Origin of the sequence: Shewanella sp. KX20019 (genome assembly GCF_016757755.1) — a bacterium.
Classification (GTDB): domain Bacteria; phylum Pseudomonadota; class Gammaproteobacteria; order Enterobacterales; family Shewanellaceae; genus Shewanella.
The window spans coordinates 3,847,022-3,866,477 of sequence record NZ_CP068437.1 but is presented as its reverse complement, the minus strand read 5'-3'; the positions used below and the strand labels follow the sequence as shown (position 1 = coordinate 3,866,477).

The 19,456-nt window shown below is 43.8% G+C and carries 15 protein-coding genes; 12 read left to right on the top strand and 3 right to left on the bottom strand.

Translation table 11 applies throughout. The annotated features are described in order from the left end of the window. Positions 1-11: 11 nt before the first annotated feature. Positions 12-2,054 (bottom strand): EAL domain-containing protein, encoded by a 2,043-nt coding sequence (locus JK628_RS16685; RefSeq protein WP_202286035.1) that lies wholly within the window; start codon positions 2,052-2,054, stop codon positions 12-14. A 200-nt stretch (positions 2,055-2,254) separates the two neighbouring features. Here JK628_RS16685 and pnp point away from each other — a divergent pair, with 200 nt between their 5' ends. From pnp to deoD, 10 genes are all read left to right on the top strand, one after another. Next, positions 2,255-4,360 (top strand): polyribonucleotide nucleotidyltransferase, encoded by a 2,106-nt coding sequence (pnp, locus tag JK628_RS16680; protein WP_202286033.1) that lies wholly within the window; start codon positions 2,255-2,257, stop codon positions 4,358-4,360. 214 nt (positions 4,361-4,574) lie between these two features. Further along, positions 4,575-5,468, top strand: a complete 894-nt coding sequence (gene nlpI / locus JK628_RS16675; protein WP_202286031.1) for a lipoprotein NlpI — start codon at positions 4,575-4,577, stop codon at positions 5,466-5,468. A 171-nt stretch (positions 5,469-5,639) separates the two neighbouring features. Further along, entirely contained in the window at positions 5,640-7,220 is a 1,581-nt protein-coding gene (gene prfC / locus JK628_RS16670) for a peptide chain release factor 3 (protein WP_202286029.1), read from the top strand. A gap of 240 nt (positions 7,221-7,460) precedes the next feature. Beyond that, positions 7,461-8,279, top strand: a complete 819-nt coding sequence (locus tag JK628_RS16665; RefSeq protein WP_202286027.1) for a TatD family hydrolase — start codon at positions 7,461-7,463, stop codon at positions 8,277-8,279. A 176-nt stretch (positions 8,280-8,455) separates the two neighbouring features. After that, the gene (locus tag JK628_RS16660; protein WP_202286025.1) at positions 8,456-9,730 is read left to right on the top strand and encodes a NupC/NupG family nucleoside CNT transporter; all 1,275 of its coding nucleotides are present in this window, start codon (positions 8,456-8,458) and stop codon (positions 9,728-9,730) included. Positions 9,731-10,070: 340 nt separating this feature from the next. Continuing rightward, entirely contained in the window at positions 10,071-10,979 is a 909-nt protein-coding gene (locus JK628_RS16655) for a nucleoside-specific channel-forming Tsx family protein (protein ID WP_202286023.1), read from the top strand. Between the two features lie 470 nt (positions 10,980-11,449). Then, entirely contained in the window at positions 11,450-12,223 is a 774-nt protein-coding gene (deoC, locus tag JK628_RS16650; RefSeq protein ID WP_202286021.1) for a deoxyribose-phosphate aldolase, read from the top strand. A gap of 162 nt (positions 12,224-12,385) precedes the next feature. After that, entirely contained in the window at positions 12,386-13,717 is a 1,332-nt protein-coding gene (gene deoA, locus JK628_RS16645; protein WP_202286019.1) for a thymidine phosphorylase, read from the top strand. Positions 13,718-13,730: 13 nt separating this feature from the next. Next, positions 13,731-14,948, top strand: coding sequence for a phosphopentomutase (locus JK628_RS16640; RefSeq protein WP_202286017.1), 1,218 nt, complete (start codon positions 13,731-13,733; stop codon positions 14,946-14,948). Between the two features lie 101 nt (positions 14,949-15,049). After that, on the top strand, positions 15,050-15,760 hold the full coding sequence (gene deoD, locus JK628_RS16635) for a purine-nucleoside phosphorylase (RefSeq protein ID WP_202286015.1): 711 nt from the start codon (positions 15,050-15,052) through the stop codon (positions 15,758-15,760). A gap of 124 nt (positions 15,761-15,884) precedes the next feature. Here the strand turns inward: deoD and JK628_RS16630 are convergent, their stop codons facing one another. After that, on the bottom strand, positions 15,885-16,592 hold the full coding sequence (locus tag JK628_RS16630) for a YtjB family periplasmic protein (protein ID WP_202286012.1): 708 nt from the start codon (positions 16,590-16,592) through the stop codon (positions 15,885-15,887). A gap of 78 nt (positions 16,593-16,670) precedes the next feature. On the opposite strand from JK628_RS16630, the gene serB reads away from it, so the two are divergent. Beyond that, complete coding sequence (gene serB / locus JK628_RS16625) at positions 16,671-17,651, top strand: phosphoserine phosphatase SerB (RefSeq protein ID WP_202286010.1); 981 nt, start codon at positions 16,671-16,673, stop codon at positions 17,649-17,651. Between the two features lie 228 nt (positions 17,652-17,879). Further along, on the top strand, positions 17,880-18,788 hold the full coding sequence (locus JK628_RS16620; protein WP_237524040.1) for an alpha/beta fold hydrolase: 909 nt from the start codon (positions 17,880-17,882) through the stop codon (positions 18,786-18,788). Positions 18,789-18,801: 13 nt separating this feature from the next. Here the strand turns inward: JK628_RS16620 and JK628_RS16615 are convergent, their stop codons facing one another. Next, the gene (locus JK628_RS16615; protein WP_202286008.1) at positions 18,802-19,410 is read right to left on the bottom strand and encodes a response regulator transcription factor; all 609 of its coding nucleotides are present in this window, start codon (positions 19,408-19,410) and stop codon (positions 18,802-18,804) included. Positions 19,411-19,456 lie beyond the last annotated feature (46 nt).

The window sequence follows — 19,456 nt, the reverse complement described above, 5'->3', positions numbered from 1 at the left end:
GCAGGTGAATATTAGTTTACTGCTTGGGTTACTCGGGTATTGAGCTTTATATATTTATCTTCGAACGCTGCTAATGTTAAAGGCTTACTAAATAAATAACCTTGGCCTAATAAGCAATCCTGCTCTTGTAGCCATCTAAGCTGTGCTTCGCTTTCAATCCCCTCTGCAACAATTTTTAAATCTAACTGCTTTCCTAACATCAAAATTGTTGAAGCGATAGCACTCTCCTGAGGTAAATCACTCACAAAGCATCGATCAATTTTAAGGGTAGTGATTGGCAAATTGCGTAGATATGACAACGAGGAATAACCAGTTCCAAAGTCATCGACTGCAATACCAAAGCCTGCGGCGCGCAATTGCTCAAGCTTTTCAATCGCGAGTTGTATGTCATTCATTAGTGATGTTTCAGTGATCTCAATCTCTAGTAGTTCAGCTGCAATCTGGTAGCGAAATGCTGCTTGCTTAATATCTGGCACTAGACTTATGTGTTCAAACTGCTGTGGGGCGACGTTAACAGCAATAGGCAGTGTTACATTGTACTGTTGTTGCCACTTTTGAATAGTGCGACAACTTTCCTCTATCACCCAGCGACCGATTGGAATGATAATTCCAGTTTCTTCGGCGACGGGAATAAACGACATTGGGCTAATAAGTTGGCCATCTTTCTGCCATCGGATCAGTGCTTCACAACCGAGTAGTTCACCAGTTTTTATATCTAGCTTCGGCTGGAAGTGCAGTACAAATTCATTATTTCTCAATGCGTCATGTAGTGAGGCTTCGGTTCTTAAACGAACCGCTGCGCGTTCAGTCATCTGTTGTTTGAAGAAAGCCCATTGATTGGAGCCGGCAGCTTTTGCACTGTACATTGCAATATCAGCGTGGCGAATAAGATCGTCAGCGGTCAAACCATCGTCAGGGTAGATAGATATCCCAACTGATGCGGCAGGGTGAATAGCATGCTCATCAAGGCGCATTGGTGTATTGAGCTGTAATAACAGTTTATCGACAAACTCGGCGGCTTCGGCTGGAGATGTCAATTCGTCGGCCAAAATAACAAACTCATCGCCGCCTAATCGAGCAACGGTTCCTAACTCAGCTACAGCGCTTTCTAAAATACGTGCTATCTGTACTAAAAACTGATCGCCAAATGCATGGCCAAGCGAGTCGTTAACGTTCTTAAACCTATCTAAATCAATAAACAGTAGGACAAACTGTGTTCTATGTACTCTAGCGCGTTGAATGGCGACGGCAATGGTTTCTAGCAAAAGAGCGCGATTGGGTAAGCCTGTCAATGGATCTCTGGTGGCCATCTTACGCAACTTATTTTGAGTCTTAGCAAATTGAACTAAAATTTGATTAAATTTACTGGTGACAAGACCGAGTTCATCATCCATATGCGGTCGTGAGTTTGGTAATAAATTGTCGCCTGGTGACTCTGGGTCGATTCTGTCAATCGCTTCGCTGATGCGCGCTATCGGTTGCGTTAAGAAGCGGTGAAACACAATAGATAGCACTAATGTCAGTAAAAATGCGCGGACTAAGGTAGCCCAGAGGCTATAACGTAAAGTTGCGAACAGCGACCCGGTCAAACTTTGTGGATCATAGTTGACGGTGAGCTTTCCTATGAGTTCTTTCTTATAGTTACTGCTGCTGAAAAATGGGCGGTAAAGTGTGCGAGATATTTGCTGGATATCGCCAAATATTTCATCACTGATATCTTTAAATAGTGTAGAAGATTCAACGGTAACAGTGCTGTTGACGGCAACAAAATGGCTGCCATCATCTAATTCGATAGTAGCAGAAGCGATATTATCGACCTTCAGCAATCCCTGTATGGTTTGCGCTGCTAACGTTTCGTCCATGGCCCAGACGGCATTAGTCGCCGGTTGCTCTACTGAATTGAGCAATTCTTGCTGTGTTGAAATAAGTTGCTGGCGTGCGTTGACAAAAACTAGCGATATTTCAACAAGAAAAATAACAACAGCAAAAAATAACGTAGAGGAAACAACAAGTGTTGTTTGTTTCCATGTCAGTGATTTGAAATCTCCCTTCATCAACTCTTTTCCATTATTTCAATAACTTATATTTTCTTGGCTTGGTGAGTCGTTGTATTTTGGGAACATACTTTTAGTCATATGTTCACTTTAGAGAAAAGATTCCGCTTTGTCATTAATCTATTCCCTTTATCTATTGAATAAACTTGAAGTATACTTACGCGCGTAATTAAGGTAATTAAATTTAAGGAATGGTTCACGTGAATCCAATCGTAAAGAGTTTTGAATATGGTCAGCACACCGTTACGTTAGAAACGGGTGTTATCGCACGTCAAGCCGACGCTGCTGTTTTAGCGAGTATGGGTGATACAACAGTATTAGTTACTGTTGTTGGAAAGAAAGCTGAAGAGCCAGGGCGTGACTTTTTCCCGCTAACTGTTAATTACCAGGAAAAGACATACGCAGCCGGTAAAATCCCAGGCGGATTTTTCAAGCGTGAAGGTCGTCCATCTGAAAGCGAAACACTGATTGCACGTCTAATTGACCGTCCAATTCGTCCACTATTCCCAAATGGCTTCAAGAATGAAGTCCAGGTAATTATCACAGTAGTTTCTGTTGATCCTGAAATCAATCCTGATGTTATTTCGATGATTGGTACTTCGGCTGCATTGGCTATCTCTGGTCTACCTTTCAATGGTCCACTAGGTGTAGCACGTGTTGGTTATATCGGTGGTGAATATGTTCTAAACCCTGATGTAACTCAACTTATTGATAGTGACCTAGATCTAGTTGTTGCAGGTACTAAAGGTGCGGTTCTGATGGTTGAATCAGAAGCTGCTGCTTTACCTGAAGAGGTTATGCTTGGTGGTGTGGTTTATGGCCATGACCAGCAGCAAGTTGTTATTGATGCGATTAGTGAACTAAAAGCTGAAGCTAGCAAGCCTGCATGGGATTGGACTGCTCCAGTTCAAGACGCAGCTCTTGTTGCTAAGATTAAAGACTTGGCTGAAGCTGGTCTTACTGAAGCTTACCAAATCGAAGTTAAGCAAGATCGTTATACTCAAGTTGGCGTAGTAAAATCTGCTGCTAAAGAAGCACTATTGGCTGAAAACCCAGAAGCTGATTTGCGCGAAATCGACGGTCTTCTTGGTAGCTTAGAGAAGAAAGTAGTTCGTAGCCGCATCATTGCGGGTAACCCACGTATCGACGGTCGTGAGCCAGATATGGTTCGTGCACTTAACGTTATGGCTGGCGTACTTCCACGTACACACGGTAGCTCTTTGTTTACTCGTGGTGAAACTCAGGCACTAGTTACTTGTACTCTTGGTACAGAACGTGATGCACAGAAAGTTGACAGCATCATGGGCGAATACACAAATCGCTTTATGCTTCACTATAACTTCCCTCCATATTCTGTCGGTGAAACAGGTTTTGTTGGTTCACCTAAGCGCCGCGAAATCGGTCACGGTAAGCTAGCATGGCGCGGTATCAATGCCGTTATGCCTTCTGCTGAAGAGTTTCCATACAGCGTTCGTGTTGTATCAGAAATCACTGAATCTAACGGTTCAAGCTCAATGGCTTCTGTATGTGGTACATCTCTTGCGCTTATGGATGCAGGTGTTCCTATTAAGACGTCTGTTGCCGGTATTGCAATGGGTCTAGTTAAAGAAGGCGACGATTTCGTTGTTCTTTCTGACATCTTAGGTGATGAAGATCATCTTGGTGACATGGACTTTAAAGTTGCTGGTACTCGCGATGGTATTACTGCATTGCAGATGGATATCAAGATTGAAGGTATCACTAAAGACATCATGGAGATTGCTCTAAAGCAAGCCTATGGTGCTCGTGTTCATATCCTAAATGTTATGGACCAAGCTATTGGTTCACATCGTGACGATATCTCTGATCACGCTCCACGTATCACAACTCTTAAGATTAACCCTGAGAAGATCCGTGACGTAATTGGTAAAGGCGGTGCGACTATTCGTGCGCTTACTGAAGAAACTGGTACAACGATTGAACTAGAAGATGATGGTACAGTGAAGATTGCTTCTTCAAATGGCGAAGCAACTAAAGAAGCTATCCGTCGTATCGAAGAGATCACTGCTGAAGTTGAAGTTGGAACAGTTTACAACGGTAAAGTTGTTCGTATCGTAGACTTCGGTGCTTTCGTAACTATTCTTCCTGGTAAAGATGGTCTAGTGCATATTTCACAAATCGCTGAAGAGCGTGTTGCAAATGTGTCTGACTACTTAGAAGTTGGCCAAGAAGTTAAAGTTAAGGTGATGGAAGTTGACCGCCAAGGTCGAGTGCGTCTTTCTATGAAAGAAGCTGCACCTAAAGCTGAAGCTCCTGCAGCTGAATAAGCCATAACGGTTTGTTTAAAAGGAGGCCAAACGGCCTCCTTTTTTGTGCCTGGCATTTACGCTAGCCATTGTTGAGACGAGTATATTGTCCAGAATAGGCGCAGCCGTAGGCTAATTATTAGTGTAAATGAGATTATTTTTCAATTCCTTGATAGCAGTCGCACCAGTGGGTTGCTATTATTGGGGCTATTGCTGAACTCAAAAGGTTAAATGGATGAATCAAAAGATGCGTACTACCGTGATTGTGGTGATGACTGGGATCAGTATGTTGCTGACCGGCTGTGTATCAACTCAGTCAGGTAGCAATCAACAAGCCACCATCAAAGTTGCGCCTGTTTCACCTGACTATAAATTAGAGATAACCTTAGCTAAGCTCAATGAAATATTGTCGAGCATGGAGTTGACGCAGGAACAGCGTGCGCGTTTTCACTATGATCGCGGTGTGATTTATGATCGTGTCGGTCTACGAATTCTCAGCCGTATCGACTTTCATCAAGCACTTAAATTACAACCAAACCTAGCAGATGCTTATAATTTTCTTGGGATTTATTACACCCAAGAAAATGAGTTCGAAAGTGCCTATGAAGCTTTTGATGCCGTGTTAGAGTTATCCCCTGAATATGATTATGCATATCTTAATCGTGGCATTTCACTTTACTATGGCGAGCGCTCTGAACTCGCAGTATCTGACATGGACGCATTTTATAGCAAGGACACCTCGGACGGTTACCGTGTGCTATGGCTCTATCTTGCAGAAAGAGAAGTCGATGCGCAAAGCGCAACTTTGAGAATGACAGCTAACCGCGCTAAATTGAATCCAGATGCATGGTCAAGTGCGCTTGTCGATTACTATCTAGGAACTAAAGATAAAGAAGCTGTATTTTCATTAGCCAAAGAGGGTTTAAAGCATCCAAATGAGTATGCAGAGCGTTTATGTGAAGCCTATTTTTATATGGCTAAAATAGCCCAGCAGCGGGGTGATAATACCGAAGCCGCGAACTACTTTAGACTGGCTCTGGCAACTAATATCTACGATTTTGTTGAGCACAGATACGCGCGTTTAGAGCTTGCTCGCGTTAATGCTGCTATTGCAAAGGTCGTTAATTAAGCTTTACTGTGATTTATTTTAAACAAAGCCTCCAGACTGGAGGCTTTTTTATTGAGCTGTTGATATTTCAAATCAGTTTCAGCATCGATTTAGGCGACGGCACTGGTAGCCAAAATATAGGCGAACAGCTATAATTGCCGCCTTTGTAAACTCCCAGAATTACAGGTAAACATGTCAGGCTATAAAGTTGAGGTAGACAAGCGTCGCACTTTCGCCATCATCTCTCACCCAGATGCGGGTAAAACCACCATTACTGAAAAGGTCCTTTTATTCGGCAACGCTTTACAAAAAGCGGGAACGGTAAAAGGCAAAAAGTCAGGTCAGCATGCTAAGTCTGACTGGATGGAGATGGAAAAAGATCGTGGTATCTCGATTACCACTTCAGTGATGCAGTTTCCATATAATGATGCCTTAGTTAACCTTCTTGATACGCCTGGCCACGAAGACTTCTCTGAAGATACTTACCGTACGCTTACGGCTGTCGATTCATGTTTAATGGTTATTGACTCAGCTAAAGGTGTTGAGCAACGTACTATTAAATTGATGGAAGTGACTCGTCTACGTGACACCCCAATTGTCACCTTCATGAACAAGCTCGATCGTGATATACGCGATCCTATTGAGCTGATGGATGAAGTTGAAGAGGTGCTCAATATTAAATGTGCACCTATTACTTGGCCGATTGGCGCAGGTAAAGAGTTTAAAGGTGTTTACCACCTACTTCGTGATGAGGTTATCCTTTATCAAGGTGGTATGGGGCACACAATACAAGATTCAAGAATTATTAAGGGCTTGAATAACCCTGAGCTTGATGAGGCTATCGGCACCTATGCTGATGAAGTGCGCGATGAGATGGAACTTGTTGTTGGCGCTGCCCATGAGTTTAACCATGAGTTGTTCTTAAAAGGCGAACTGACACCTGTTTACTTTGGTACCGCACTGGGTAACTTTGGCGTTGACCATATTCTTGATGGTATCGTCGAGTGGGCGCCGACACCTCAAACGCGTGAAACCGAAACGCGAGTTATCGAGCCGGAAGAGTCTAAGTTCAGCGGATTTATCTTTAAGATCCAAGCCAATATGGATCCTAAGCATCGTGACCGCGTCGCCTTTATGCGCGTTTGTTCCGGTCGTTATGAGCAGGGCATGAAAATGCACCATGTTCGCTTAGGTAAAGATGTAAACGTCAGCGATGCTCTGACCTTTATGGCGGGTGACCGTAACCGGGCTGAGGCCGCTTATCCTGGTGATATTATTGGTTTACATAACCATGGTACCATTCGTATTGGCGATACCTTTACTCAAGGTGAAAAGCTGCGTTTTACCGGTATTCCAAACTTTGCTCCAGAAATGTTCCGCCGTATTCGTCTTAGAGATCCGTTAAAACAAAAGCAGTTGCTAAAAGGGCTAGTACAGCTTTCTGAAGAGGGTGCTGTGCAGGTCTTTAGACCAATAGACAGCAATGACCTCATTGTTGGTGCTGTTGGTGTATTGCAGTTTGAAGTGGTTGTTGGTCGATTAAAGACTGAATATAAAGTTGAAGCAATATATGAAGCCATTAGCGTAGCGACAGCGCGTTGGGTGTATTGTGATGACCATAAGAAGCTTGATGAGTTTAGACGTAAGTGCAGCATGAACTTAGCACTTGATGGTGGCGATAACCTGACTTACATCGCGCCAACAATGGTTAACTTAAACTTGTCGATGGAGCGTTATCCAGATATCGAATTTGCTAAGACGCGTGAGAACTAATCCCAGCTGATTATGTTCCTTTAAAAAACCCAAGCTAAAGCTTGGGTTTTTTATTGGCTTAAATATATCCCCATCCTACTTGAAGGTGCTCGTTTCAGAGGGGGTTTAATGGACTTTCATCAAGCGCCCGGCTAGTTTTATTGGCACTCGTTGCTAATAATGCTATTGGTATCACTCTGATGGACTAAAATGCAATTGTGACAGCGCTAACGAGTTAAATAGTAGGGAGCTTGAGCGGATATGGAACCATTAAGTACAAAAACCGACCCCAATGAAAATGTCATAGTGAGTCCCCTAATAGACAGCCACGCACATTTAGACTTTCAAGAGTTTGATCATGATAGAGCTGAACTGTTTCAAAAAATGAAGGAGCAGGGGATCAGTCAAGTTGTGATCCCTGGGGTTTCGGAAGAAAAATGGTCTAATCAACTTCGTATTGCAAATGCCTATAATTGTCCTTTTGCGCTAGGTGTGCATCCGTGGTTCTGTCACTCGATGACAGAGCAAACGTTACCTAATCTCAAACAGCTATTGTTGAGCTTGCGTCAAGCTTCGAAACTCGTTGCTATTGGCGAGTGTGGCCTAGATAAGTTACATAAAAGTAATTTCACTACACAATTGTCAGTATTCAGAGCTCAAATCGCCTTAGCTGAAGAATTTGATCTGCCTCTCATTATTCATTGTGTAAAAAGCCATGAAGAGATGCTGGATTTACTAAAAAATGCCAATAATGCCAAAAAAGGGGTGATCCATGGCTTTTATGGCGGACCAGAGCTTGCTTTACGTTATGTTAATTTAGGCTACAAGTTAGGGGTCGGAGGTTTGCTGCTAAATGACAGCGCAAAAAAACTGCAGCAAACGGTAGCGCAATTGCCTCTCAGTGCATTTGTATTGGAAACAGATTCCCCTGCTATGAGCCCTCGAAGTAGCGGAAATGATCGGAACTCACCATTGATTTTGCCTTTATTACTCAAAAAAGTGGCAAGTTTACAAAAAAAAACTAACGTTCTTATATCAGAACAGCTGTATTTGAATGTAACGCAACTCTTTGACCTTTAGTTTTTTTTGATTAAACAGATGTAACTCGCATCAGAATGACTAACGAAATCATTGAAATAAAACTTCAAAAATTTGATCAATACGACGCTTTTAGAGTTCCGGTCGGGTATAATCGACCGCGGAAAAAGGTTGGTTAACAACATAATTAAAAAGTATTAACAATAGGGTGATGGTTAATGGATATTTTAATGAGTTTAGTAGGGGTGGTCACCTTACTTGCGATCGCTTTCGGGCTTTCAAATAATAAAAAAGCAATTAACAAACGTACTGTTTTAGGTGCATTAGCAATTCAAGCCGCTTTCGGTGGTTTCGTATTGTATGTACCCGTTGGGCAAGAAGTGCTTGGCGGTGTTTCAATGGGTGTTGCCAATGTTATTGGTTATTCTCAAGCTGGTATCGACTTCCTATTTGGTGGTCTAGGTACTGACGCTATGTTCGCAAACGGTGTTGGCTTTGTCTTCGCTATCCGCGTACTGCCCGTTATTATCTTCTTCTCTTCTTTGATCGCTGTACTTTACTACCTTGGCATCATGCAGTTGGTAATTAAGTTTATCGGTGGTGGTCTACAGAAGGCACTAGGTACAAGCCGTACAGAATCTATGTCTGCTACTGCAAACATCTTCGTTGGTCAAACTGAAGCGCCACTTGTTGTACGTCCATTCATTGCGACTATGACAAACTCTGAGCTATTCGCAATCATGGTTGGTGGTTTAGCATCAATTGCTGGTGCGGTACTTGCTGGTTATGCTGGTATGGGCGTTAAGATTGAGTACTTGGTTGCTGCATCTTTCATGGCCGCTCCTGGTGGTCTGATGATGGCTAAGCTTATCCATCCAGAGACTGAAGAAACTAAAAACGAAATGGGCGATCTGCCTGAAGACACTGATAAGCCTGCAAACGTCATCGACGCTGCTGCTGCCGGTGCTGCTTCTGGTATGCATTTAGCACTAAACGTTGGTGCAATGCTACTAGCATTCGTTGGTCTTATCGCAATGCTTAACGGTATGTTAGGTGGCATCGGTGGACTTGTAGGCTTTGAGAACCTTTCTCTTGAGCTTATCCTAGGTTATGTGTTCATGCCTTTAGCATTCCTTATTGGTGTGCCTTGGGGTGAAGCAATGGTTGCCGGTTCATTCATTGGTCAGAAGATCATTGTTAACGAATTCGTCGCTTACCTAAACTTTGCACCTTACCTTAAAGATATTGCTGATGGCGGTATAGTTGTTGCTGAAACTGGTGTTGCTATGACTGATAGAACTAAAGCTATCATCTCATTCGCACTATGTGGATTTGCTAACTTATCTTCAATCGCAATTCTACTTGGTGGTCTAGGCGCTATGGCTCCAAGCCGTCGTCATGACCTTGCTAAGCTTGGTGTTCGTGCAGTTATCGCGGCATCGCTTGCAAACCTTATGAGTGCAACACTTGCAGGTCTATTCCTAGCATTGTAAGCACTTAGAGATTGGGTCGACAATCGTCGCCCAATCTAGGCTCTACTCCCATTGAGTAGAGCCACTATTAAGTCAATCGTTTTCCAATTAAGAATTTTCACGAAATGATCAATAACTAAGGTTAGGGTTCCTTTCGGCATAAAAACGGCAATAACAATGATATGACAGCTTAACCTGTCGATAAATCATGACTTTGTCCTAATGTTAAAACTTAGTGTTCGCTTTTTTACATTAATACAGTTGAAGTTTGACTTAAATTAAGTAAAATGCGACGCCATAAAAAAGAAACGCTGACTCTTCATAAAGTGGAGCGGCAAACCATAAATAAATGGGGTTGATGATGAAAAACGTTAAAACTATCGCACTAGCTACAGCACTAGCAGCTACTGCAACAATGGCAGCACCAACTTTCGCAGCAGATCGCGGCGAAGATATCCGTTCTGGCGATTACAGCTGGATGCAGTTCAATGCTATGTACGCTTTCAACGAACTTCCACGTTCTGACGCTGATGACGGCGGACACGATTACCTAGAGATGGAATTTGGTGGCCGCGCTGGTGTTGTAGACCTTTATGGTTATGTTGATGTATTCAATCTAGCTAACAGCAGCTCAGGCGATAAAACTGCTGGTGATAGCAAGATGTTCATGAAGTTTGCTCCTCGTTTCTCTATCGATGCAATTACTGGTTGGGATCTTTCTCTAGGTCCTATCCAAGAAGTTTACTTCTCTACTCTATTCAACTGGGGTGGCGGAGCAATCTCTGGCGAGTATACTACTTACGATACCAGCGGTAACGAAGTTACTGTAAGCGGTGGCGATGTGAATATGTCATTCTGGGGTATTGGTGCTGACGTTATGGTTCCATGGTTAGGTAAAACTGGCATGAACTTATATGGCGCATATGACTTTAACGCTAAAGAGTGGAATGGTTACCAGTTCTCTATGAACTGGTTCAAGCCTGTAATGAACTTTGACAACGGTAGCTTTGTTTCTTTCCAAGGTTATGTTGATTACCAGTTCGGTGCTGACGAAGTTAACGCATACGACGAAAACGGCGATTTCGTAAATACTACATTTACTTCAAGCGGTGGCGCTGCATACTTCGGTCTGCATTGGCATTCAGAGAACTACGCACTTGGTTATGGCCTAAAGGGTTACAAAGATGTGTACCTTCTTAAAGATGATGGTACTTTCGGCCTAGAAAGCACGGGTTGGGCTCATTACCTAACAGCTACTTACAAGTTCTAAGCAGCCGCTTAAAACATTGTTAAGTATATGTCAGAGCCGCGATGTTTCGCGGCTCTAAATATTCTCTAATCAATGTGAATTAGACTGTTAATTTTTACTTAAGCATGGACTATATTTAGATAGCTTGTTTAGGTAAGCATTAATTGAAAGTGATATAAGATTTATTACGCGCTAAAACGGACTTTTCGCGGAAAGGCAGACATAAGCAGTATTTATCTCCCTTCCCGGTCTTCATGGATTCAAGTCGTGACACTCGTGTCAAGATTATTGCAGCGCAAGATGTTGCAATGTGGATACCTGAATATTGACCTTAAGTTGAATATGGTTCACTACCGTTCATCATTTAAGGTCTGGCAATGCTCGAAGGCCCGGCCCAAAACAATAATCAAAATAAAGCCACTTCTAAGCGCAGCCATACGACAAATTTCTATCAAAATTTTTCATATTTGAATATGTCTCGGAGAGCTATTATGAGCGACTTAAAAAAAGCAGCACAACAAGCCATTAGTTTAATGGATCTTACTACGCTAAATGACGATGATACCGATCAAAAGGTAATCGATCTATGTCATAAAGCTAAGACGCCAGCTGGTGATACTGCTGCCATCTGTATTTTCCCTCGCTTCATTCCTATCGCGCGCAAAACGCTTAATGAGATTGGTGGCGATGATATCAAGATTGCAACAGTGACTAACTTCCCACACGGTAACGATGATATTGCGATTGCAGTATTGGAAACCCGTGCCGCTGTCGCTTACGGCGCAGACGAAGTTGATGTCGTTTTCCCATACCGTGCCCTAATGGCGGGTAATGAGACTGTTGGTTTCGAACTCGTTAAAGCCTGTAAAGAAGCGTGTGGCGATGAAGCAATCTTAAAAGTCATCATCGAGTCAGGTGTGCTTGCTGATCCTGCACTTATTCGTAAGGCTTCTGAGCTATCAATCGATGCAGGTGCTGACTTCATTAAGACCTCTACGGGTAAAGTTGCCGTTAACGCGACGCTTGAAGCTGCTGAGATCATGATGACTGTGATTAGCGAAAAGAACACTAAAGTTGGCTTTAAGCCAGCTGGCGGCGTAAAAGACGCTGCAGCTGCTGCAGAGTTTTTAGGTGTTGCTGCACGTCTTCTTGGTGATGATTGGGCTACTCCTGCTTCATTCCGTTTTGGCGCTTCTAGTCTGCTAACCAACCTACTGCATACGCTTGAGTTGGGTGATGAAGCAAAAGGACCACAAGGTTACTAATCTTTACTGATTAAGCTTGTTGTTAAGTGTGATCTAAATCTAATTAGGTGTATCAAAAGTCCGTTAGTATGTAACTATATTACGGCTTTTGATTCCCTTTAGCAGGTTGTTAACTGAAAACATCCATAAATGGGAATTCAGTTACACTCTTGGAGGTAGTACATGTTTTTAGCTCAAGAAATTATTCGTAAAAAACGTAATGCTGAAGTTCTTTCAACTGAAGAGATCCAATTCTTCGTTAACGGCATCACCAACAACACTGTTTCAGAAGGTCAAATAGCTGCGCTTGGTATGGCTGTTTACTTCAACGACATGAATATGGACGAGCGTATCGCGCTGACCACTTCAATGCGTGATTCTGGTACCGTTCTAGATTGGAAATCTCTTGACCTTAACGGTCCTATTATCGATAAACACTCAACTGGCGGTGTGGGGGATGTCATTAGTTTGATGTTAGGCCCAATGGCTGCTGCTTGTGGCGGTTATGTACCGATGATTTCTGGTCGTGGACTGGGTCATACCGGTGGTACACTCGATAAGTTCGACGCTATTCCTGGTTACAACACCGAACCAGATAGTGCGCTATTTCGTAAAGTGGTAAAAGAAGCTGGCGTCGCAATTATTGGCCAGACTGGCGATCTTGTTCCTGCCGATAAACGCTTTTACTCTATTCGTGATAACACCGCTACAGTCGAATCTATCTCACTTATTACTGCTTCTATTCTTTCCAAAAAGCTCGCAGCTGGTCTTGATGCTCTGGCAATGGACGTTAAAGTCGGTACTGGCGCATTCATGCCAACTTATGAAGCCTCCGAAGAGCTAGCACGCAGTATCACTGCAGTAGCCAACGGTGCTGGCACTAAGACAACCGCACTGCTAACGGACATGAACCAAGTATTGGCTTCTTGTGCGGGTAATGCCGTTGAAGTGAAAGAAGCGGTCGACTTTATGACCGGCGCATACCGTAATCCACGCCTTTACGAAGTTACCATGGGTCTTTGTGCTGAAATGCTGACACTGGGCGGCCTTGCCAGTAATGAAGCTGAAGCTCGCGCTAAGTTGAACCAAGTACTGGATAACGGTAAAGCGGCAGAAATATTCGGCCGTATGGTATCAGGCCTTGGCGGACCGACAGACTTTGTCGAGAACTACGGCAAATATCTACCGGATTCGAAAATTATTCGTCCTATTTATGCTGACCAAGCCGGTTATGCTACTGGAATGGATACGCGCGAATTAGGTCTTGCAGTTGTTACCTTAGGCGGCGGACGTCGTAAGCCGGGTGATGAGCTTGATTACAGCGTAGGTCTTACCCAGGTGTGTGCTCTCGGCGATGAAATTAGCGCTGACAAGCCAATTGCATTTATTCACGCTCAAACTGAAGACGCCTTTGCTGAAGCACAAGCTGCAGTTAAAAAAGCGATTCATATTGGCGATACCAAACCAGAGAAAACTCCCGAGATATATCGTTATATCCGCGAGTCAGATCTGTAACGGAGCACAGTTTATGAAACGTACTATAATCATGATGCTTGATTCATTTGGCGTCGGTGCAGCACAAGATGCTGCAGCCTTTGGCGATGTTGGATCTGATACTTTCGGGCATATTGCACAAGCATGTGCTGAAGGTAAAGCAAATGACGGCCGTGATGGACCACTGAAATTACCCAACTTGGCGCGCCTTGGCTTAGGTCATGCATCTAAAGAGAGCACGGGCGAGTTTCCTGCTGGGTTTGGCGATGATGTTGAGATCATCGGCGCTTATGGTCACGCTGATGAATTAAGCTCTGGCAAAGATACCCCGAGTGGGCATTGGGAAATGGCGGGTGTACCTGTTTTATATGAGTGGGGCTACTTTAGTGATTTAAGTAACTCTTTTCCACAGGAGCTTACTGACAGAATTCTTGCGCGAGCAGGTTTGACTGAGTTTTTGGGCAACTGCCACTCTTCAGGCACTGTGATCTTAGAGCAGCTTGGTGAAGAGCATATGCGCACGGGTAAGCCAATTTTCTATACCTCTGCCGACTCAGTATTCCAAATTGCTTGTCATGAAGAGAGCTTTGGCCTTGAGAAACTTTATGAGCTTTGCATCATCGCTCGTGAAGAGCTTGCCGATTACAACATTGGCCGTGTTATCGCGCGCCCATTTGTAGGCAGCGATGCAAGTAACTTTGAGCGTACTGGTAATCGTCGCGACTATGCGGTTGAGCCACCAGCACCAACAGTACTCGATAAGCTTAAAGCTGCTGGCGGTGAAGTGGTTAGTGTCGGTAAGATTGCTGACATCTATGCACACTGCGGTATCACTAAAAAAGTGAAAGCGACTGGGCTTGAAGCATTGTTCGACGCGACATTAGAGCAGGTAAAACAAGCGGGTGACAATACTATCGTATTCACCAACTTCGTTGATTTTGACTCGCATTTTGGCCACCGCCGTGATGTCGCAGGTTACGCACGTAGCCTGGAGTACTTCGATTCACGTTTACCTGAGATTCTAGCCCTGCTAGATGAAGATGATTTCTTACTGCTAACCGCAGATCACGGTTGTGATCCAACTTGGCCAGGTAGCGATCATACTCGTGAGAGAGTACCCGTTCTTGCTTATGGTGCAGGTTTAGCGCCTGGTTCGCTTGGACTGCGTAATAGTTTTGCCGATATGGGCCAATCAATTGCGAGCTACTTCAAGCTTGAACCTATGGAGTATGGCGAATCATTTGTTCGCTAGTAAGCCGAAACGAATTTAAATTTGGCGGTCCACTTTGGACCGCTAGCATACAAAGACTCAAGTATTAACGACGGTCTCAAAATATAAATAGGGGTTTTCTGATGGCTACACCACACATTAATGCCGTAGACGGTGCATTTGGCGATACAGTTCTATTTCCTGGCGATCCACTACGCGCTAAATATATTGCTGAAACGTTTCTAGAAGACGTTGTGCAAGTTACTGATGTTCGTAACATGCTAGGTTTCACTGGTACTTATAAAGGTACTCGCATTTCAGTTATGGGTTCAGGTATGGGTATCCCATCTTGTTCAATCTATGCAACTGAATTGATTAGAGATTACGGCGTTAAAAACCTAATCCGCGTTGGTACTTGTGGTGCGGTTAGCACAGACGTTAAAGTACGTGACGTTCTAATCGGAATGGGTGCTTGTACCGATTCTCAAGTGAACCGTCTACGTTTTAAAGGTCAAGACTTCGCTGCTATCGCTGATTACAGCCTACTTAGCGCAGTGGTTAAAGCTGCTGAAGCTAAAGGCACTAAATTCCGCGTTGGTAACGTTTTCTCTGCTGATCTGTTCTACACGCCAGATCCAGAGATGTTCGACGTTATGGAAAAGATGAACATCTTGGGTGTCGAAATGGAAGCTGCCGGTCTTTACGGCGTTGCTGCCGAGTTCGGTGCTAAAGCATTGTGTGTTTGTACCGTATCTGATCATATCCGTACTGGTGAAAAGACCTCTTCTGATGAGCGTCAAACTACCTTTAACGAAATGATCGAAATGACACTAGAAGCTGCAATCACTCTTTAATAAGTGATGCTGTAACGTGAATAGACCTGCTTGACAGTTCTATTGGTCATAAAAAAGCGGACATATTGCTGTCCGCTTTTTTGTATCTATAGCTTTTTGTATATAACGACTAACCGAAAATAAATTACTCTTTTTTCGGCTCATTTTCGGTCGATGTCACCGCTTCATCGTCTTGGTTACTTGTCTCTTCTTGCCTGTGTTTCGCGTTTCGTTTACTGAGCAGTTGCCGTAGTTTTACTTTGGCTTTACGTCTATCAAAATCGGCACGCTTGAATGACAGTGCTCGTGATAACAACATGCCTATCAGCCCAGCAATGATAAGCATCATCTGCTGTTGTTCCATGTTGATTTGATGAGCTTCTTTAATTTCGTTAAAAAAGTACTTTGGCTCCAGTCTCACTTCCACATAACCCAAGTTTTGCCCATCTTGAGAAACGGACTCGACATAGGGTGGATATTGCTCAAGCAGCAGAGTCATCTCGTCTGAATCGGCTTCATAGTCCTCTTGAGTAACACTTTGGGCGAACGATAGCCTTACGCCATCTTCGCTGAAAATACTGGCAGACATCACTTTAGGGTCAAGTACTAAGGCGGTTGCTAGCCACTGCAGCTGCTCATCATTCTCTAATTGCAGTGCAGGAGCCGCGCCATAGGCTGTTTGCTGTACTAATAATCTCGCCATCTTTTCAGTTTGGGACTTTAGAAGCTGCTGTCCTTGTAGTAGGCTAGTTTCCCACAACTGATCCAGACCAATGAATAATGCAATAGCGACAAGGATCTGCAATATCCTGCTTATTCGATGGCTCTTTTTTAGGCCTTTTAAATAAAACACTGAAACCCTTAATTTGTAGTGTACTCACTTAATCATAATTGATTATGTCACTACTCGGTAGTTGGAGAGTCATAACTAATGGAAAATTTGAGCCAATCCACTGTTTTTGAATGGTTAAGCAGTGAAAGTAGCATGTCTTTCAGTGCAGGGGAACAAAGTTTCACTCGCCATGTTGAGACTCGTTTTCCATCAGGTCAATATCGTTATCGGATCCTATTTTCAGATAATCAGCAGCTGATGCCAGTGCAGAGTTACCTAGTGTCTCAGAGCCGGGAGCTAAGCCTTGCGCTAATCTCACGGACGACAGGGCTTACCTGCATTGAAGTTTGCACTATTAAGCCATTGGAATTTGAGACATTAGCGAACTTGTCGCAACTTGAAGTATTTGAAATAAAAACTGATGCGCCGATTCTCAATCAACCGGGATTGCTGGTTATGGATATGGATTCTACCGCGATTGAGATAGAGTGTATTGATGAGCTTGCCGCAATGGCCGGCGTTGGCGCTGCAGTTGCTGCCGTGACAGAACAAGCGATGCAAGGTGAGCTTGATTTTGAAGAGAGCTTACGTGCCCGAGTGGCACAGCTTACCGATGCCGACGCGGAGATAATAGAGCAATTGTGTGCTCAGCTTCCCTTGATGCCAGGGTTAACTGACAGCATAAAGGAGTTGAAGCAGTATCACTGGCGCACAGTTGTCGCTTCCGGAGGCTTTACGCCTTTTGTCAATCATCTGCAGCAGCTGTTAGATCTTGATGCTGCCTTTGCAAATGAGCTAGATATCACCGACGGAAAACTTTCTGGTACGGTATCAGGTCAAGTCGTCGATTCTCAGTTTAAAGCTGATACTGTGGTTAATTGTTCAAAAAGATGGGGCATAGAGGCTGGCCAGAGAGTGGCGATTGGTGATGGTGCCAATGATATTGCGATGATCAATGTTGCTGATTTTGGTATCGCTTACCACGCTAAACCCAAACTGGCGGCAGCGGCTGATGCTACTATCGGTAAACTAAACCTTAAGGTTCTACCCTACTTGTTTCAGCTAAAGTCAGTGGGCTGATTTAACGATATGGCTTAGCGATAAGGTTGTTAAAGCGATAGTTCACCGATAAGCCTACAAAGAGTCATTTTGTAGGCTTTTTATTTTTGTTTTAAAACCTATCTATCAGCTTGATTAAATGAGGGACTTTGTTATCTAGCTCGTTTGAATTATTGGGTTAGAGTTATTACTCTTGTTTTTCTGGTATGACCTCAGTAGTTTAGTTGTTAAAAAAATGAGTATTAACCGGTGAATATCCAACAAAAATCTCTCTATGTGGCATACAACGATGGTCATCTTCACTTACGACAACTGCTCCCAGACAATGCCGATATGAGCAAAGCCCCCTTGCTGATGTTACATGGCGCTATGTCTAATGGGCGGGTTTTTTACAGTGATTCCGGTAAAGGTCTTGGCTGCTATTTGGCGGAGGCTGGCGTTGTGGTTTACGTGCTAGATACGTTAGGTCGAGGCCGCAGTACCCCTAAGCTCGGCCCAGAGTTTACTGCTGGGCAGGGGGAGGTTATACGTGAGCAGCTACCGCTTATTCAGCAGTATATTCTCTCTATGCATCCTAAGACCGATGTTGTTCACTGGTGTGGCCATTCTTGGGGCGGCGTGTTGATGGCCAGTGCTATCGCTCGATACGATTCCCTGCAGCAGTCGGTAGCCTCACTAGTTACTTTTGGCAGTAAGCGCCGTATTGAAGTTAAGTCGCTAACGAAGTGGCTAAAAGTCGATCTATTTTGGAACCGACTTGCGCCGTTTATAGCTTGGAACCGTGGTTATCTTCCTGCGAATAAGTTAAAAGTAGGCATGGATAACGAATCACGAGCTTCTTTATTGCAGAGTATAGATTGGGTTCGGGGTCACTGGATCGATCATGATGATGGTTTTGATTATAGCCAAGCAGCCAAAAATGCTAGGTGGCCGAAGTCTTGGTTTATCGCAGGCCAAGGGGATACCGTATTAGGCAACCCGAGTGATGTGAAGCGGATGATCAGCGAATGCCAGATACAAAAGGTCGATTATACGCTGTTATGCCGTAAGCATGGTTTTAAACATGACTACGATCATGCTGGCATGCTGACCCACAAAGATGCTGTGCAGGACCACTTCCCTAGGGTGCGGGACTGGTATCACCACTTAAACGGCTAGTGTACTATAAAGATTACTCCTCTGGACTCATCAATGGCGCCAGCTTTAGCAGTTCTGCTAAGTTGGCAGCTCCCAGTTTACTCATCAGTTTCGATCTATGTACTTCAATGGTTCTAATCGCTACACATAGAGAGTTCGACATCTGCTTATTGGTGTTACCAGCAATGATTAATTCAAAAATCTGCGTTTCGCGCTCTGACAAATGTTCAATCTTCTGCTGATGACTGAGCTGACAGTGCCGTTGCACACTATTTTGTAGCCCCTTTGCTATTGATTGCGACAGTACTTTCCCCTGCACTGGCTTCTGGAAAAAATCGAAAGCGCCATTTTTGAATGCATCTACTGCCATTGGTACATCACCGTGACCAGTCAAAAATATAATGGATAAAGGACTCTTAGCCTCGCTCAGCAATTGTTGTACTTGTGGGCCACTGAGCCCCGGCATACGTGCATCTAAAATGACGCAACCTGGCTGGCTGAGATCGACGCTGGCTAGAAAGTCATTTCCGCTGTTGAAACAAAGCATTTTGTAACCATAGCCATCCATTAGGAAGGTGATGGAATCAACGATAGCGTCGTCGTCATCGACAAGGTAGACAGGACCGTAGATTAACTCTTGCATAGGTATACCTCTTACACTTTTATAGGCGCTATAAGATAAGTATCTC

What these genes read in the sequence shown, in the direction of transcription:
- JK628_RS16685 (WP_202286035.1), bottom strand. Translation starts at nt 2,054, where the DNA reads ATGAAGGGAGATTTCAAATCACTGACATGGAAACAAACAACACTTGTT.
- nlpI (WP_202286031.1), top strand. Translation starts at nt 4,575, where the DNA reads ATGAATCAAAAGATGCGTACTACCGTGATTGTGGTGATGACTGGGATC.
- prfC (WP_202286029.1), top strand. Translation starts at nt 5,640, where the DNA reads ATGTCAGGCTATAAAGTTGAGGTAGACAAGCGTCGCACTTTCGCCATC.
- JK628_RS16665 (WP_202286027.1), top strand. Translation starts at nt 7,461, where the DNA reads ATGGAACCATTAAGTACAAAAACCGACCCCAATGAAAATGTCATAGTG.
- JK628_RS16660 (WP_202286025.1), top strand. Translation starts at nt 8,456, where the DNA reads ATGGATATTTTAATGAGTTTAGTAGGGGTGGTCACCTTACTTGCGATC.
- JK628_RS16655 (WP_202286023.1), top strand. Translation starts at nt 10,071, where the DNA reads ATGAAAAACGTTAAAACTATCGCACTAGCTACAGCACTAGCAGCTACT.
- deoC (WP_202286021.1), top strand. Translation starts at nt 11,450, where the DNA reads ATGAGCGACTTAAAAAAAGCAGCACAACAAGCCATTAGTTTAATGGAT.
- deoA (WP_202286019.1), top strand. Translation starts at nt 12,386, where the DNA reads ATGTTTTTAGCTCAAGAAATTATTCGTAAAAAACGTAATGCTGAAGTT.
- JK628_RS16640 (WP_202286017.1), top strand. Translation starts at nt 13,731, where the DNA reads ATGAAACGTACTATAATCATGATGCTTGATTCATTTGGCGTCGGTGCA.
- deoD (WP_202286015.1), top strand. Translation starts at nt 15,050, where the DNA reads ATGGCTACACCACACATTAATGCCGTAGACGGTGCATTTGGCGATACA.
- serB (WP_202286010.1), top strand. Translation starts at nt 16,671, where the DNA reads ATGGAAAATTTGAGCCAATCCACTGTTTTTGAATGGTTAAGCAGTGAA.
- JK628_RS16615 (WP_202286008.1), bottom strand. Translation starts at nt 19,410, where the DNA reads ATGCAAGAGTTAATCTACGGTCCTGTCTACCTTGTCGATGACGACGAC.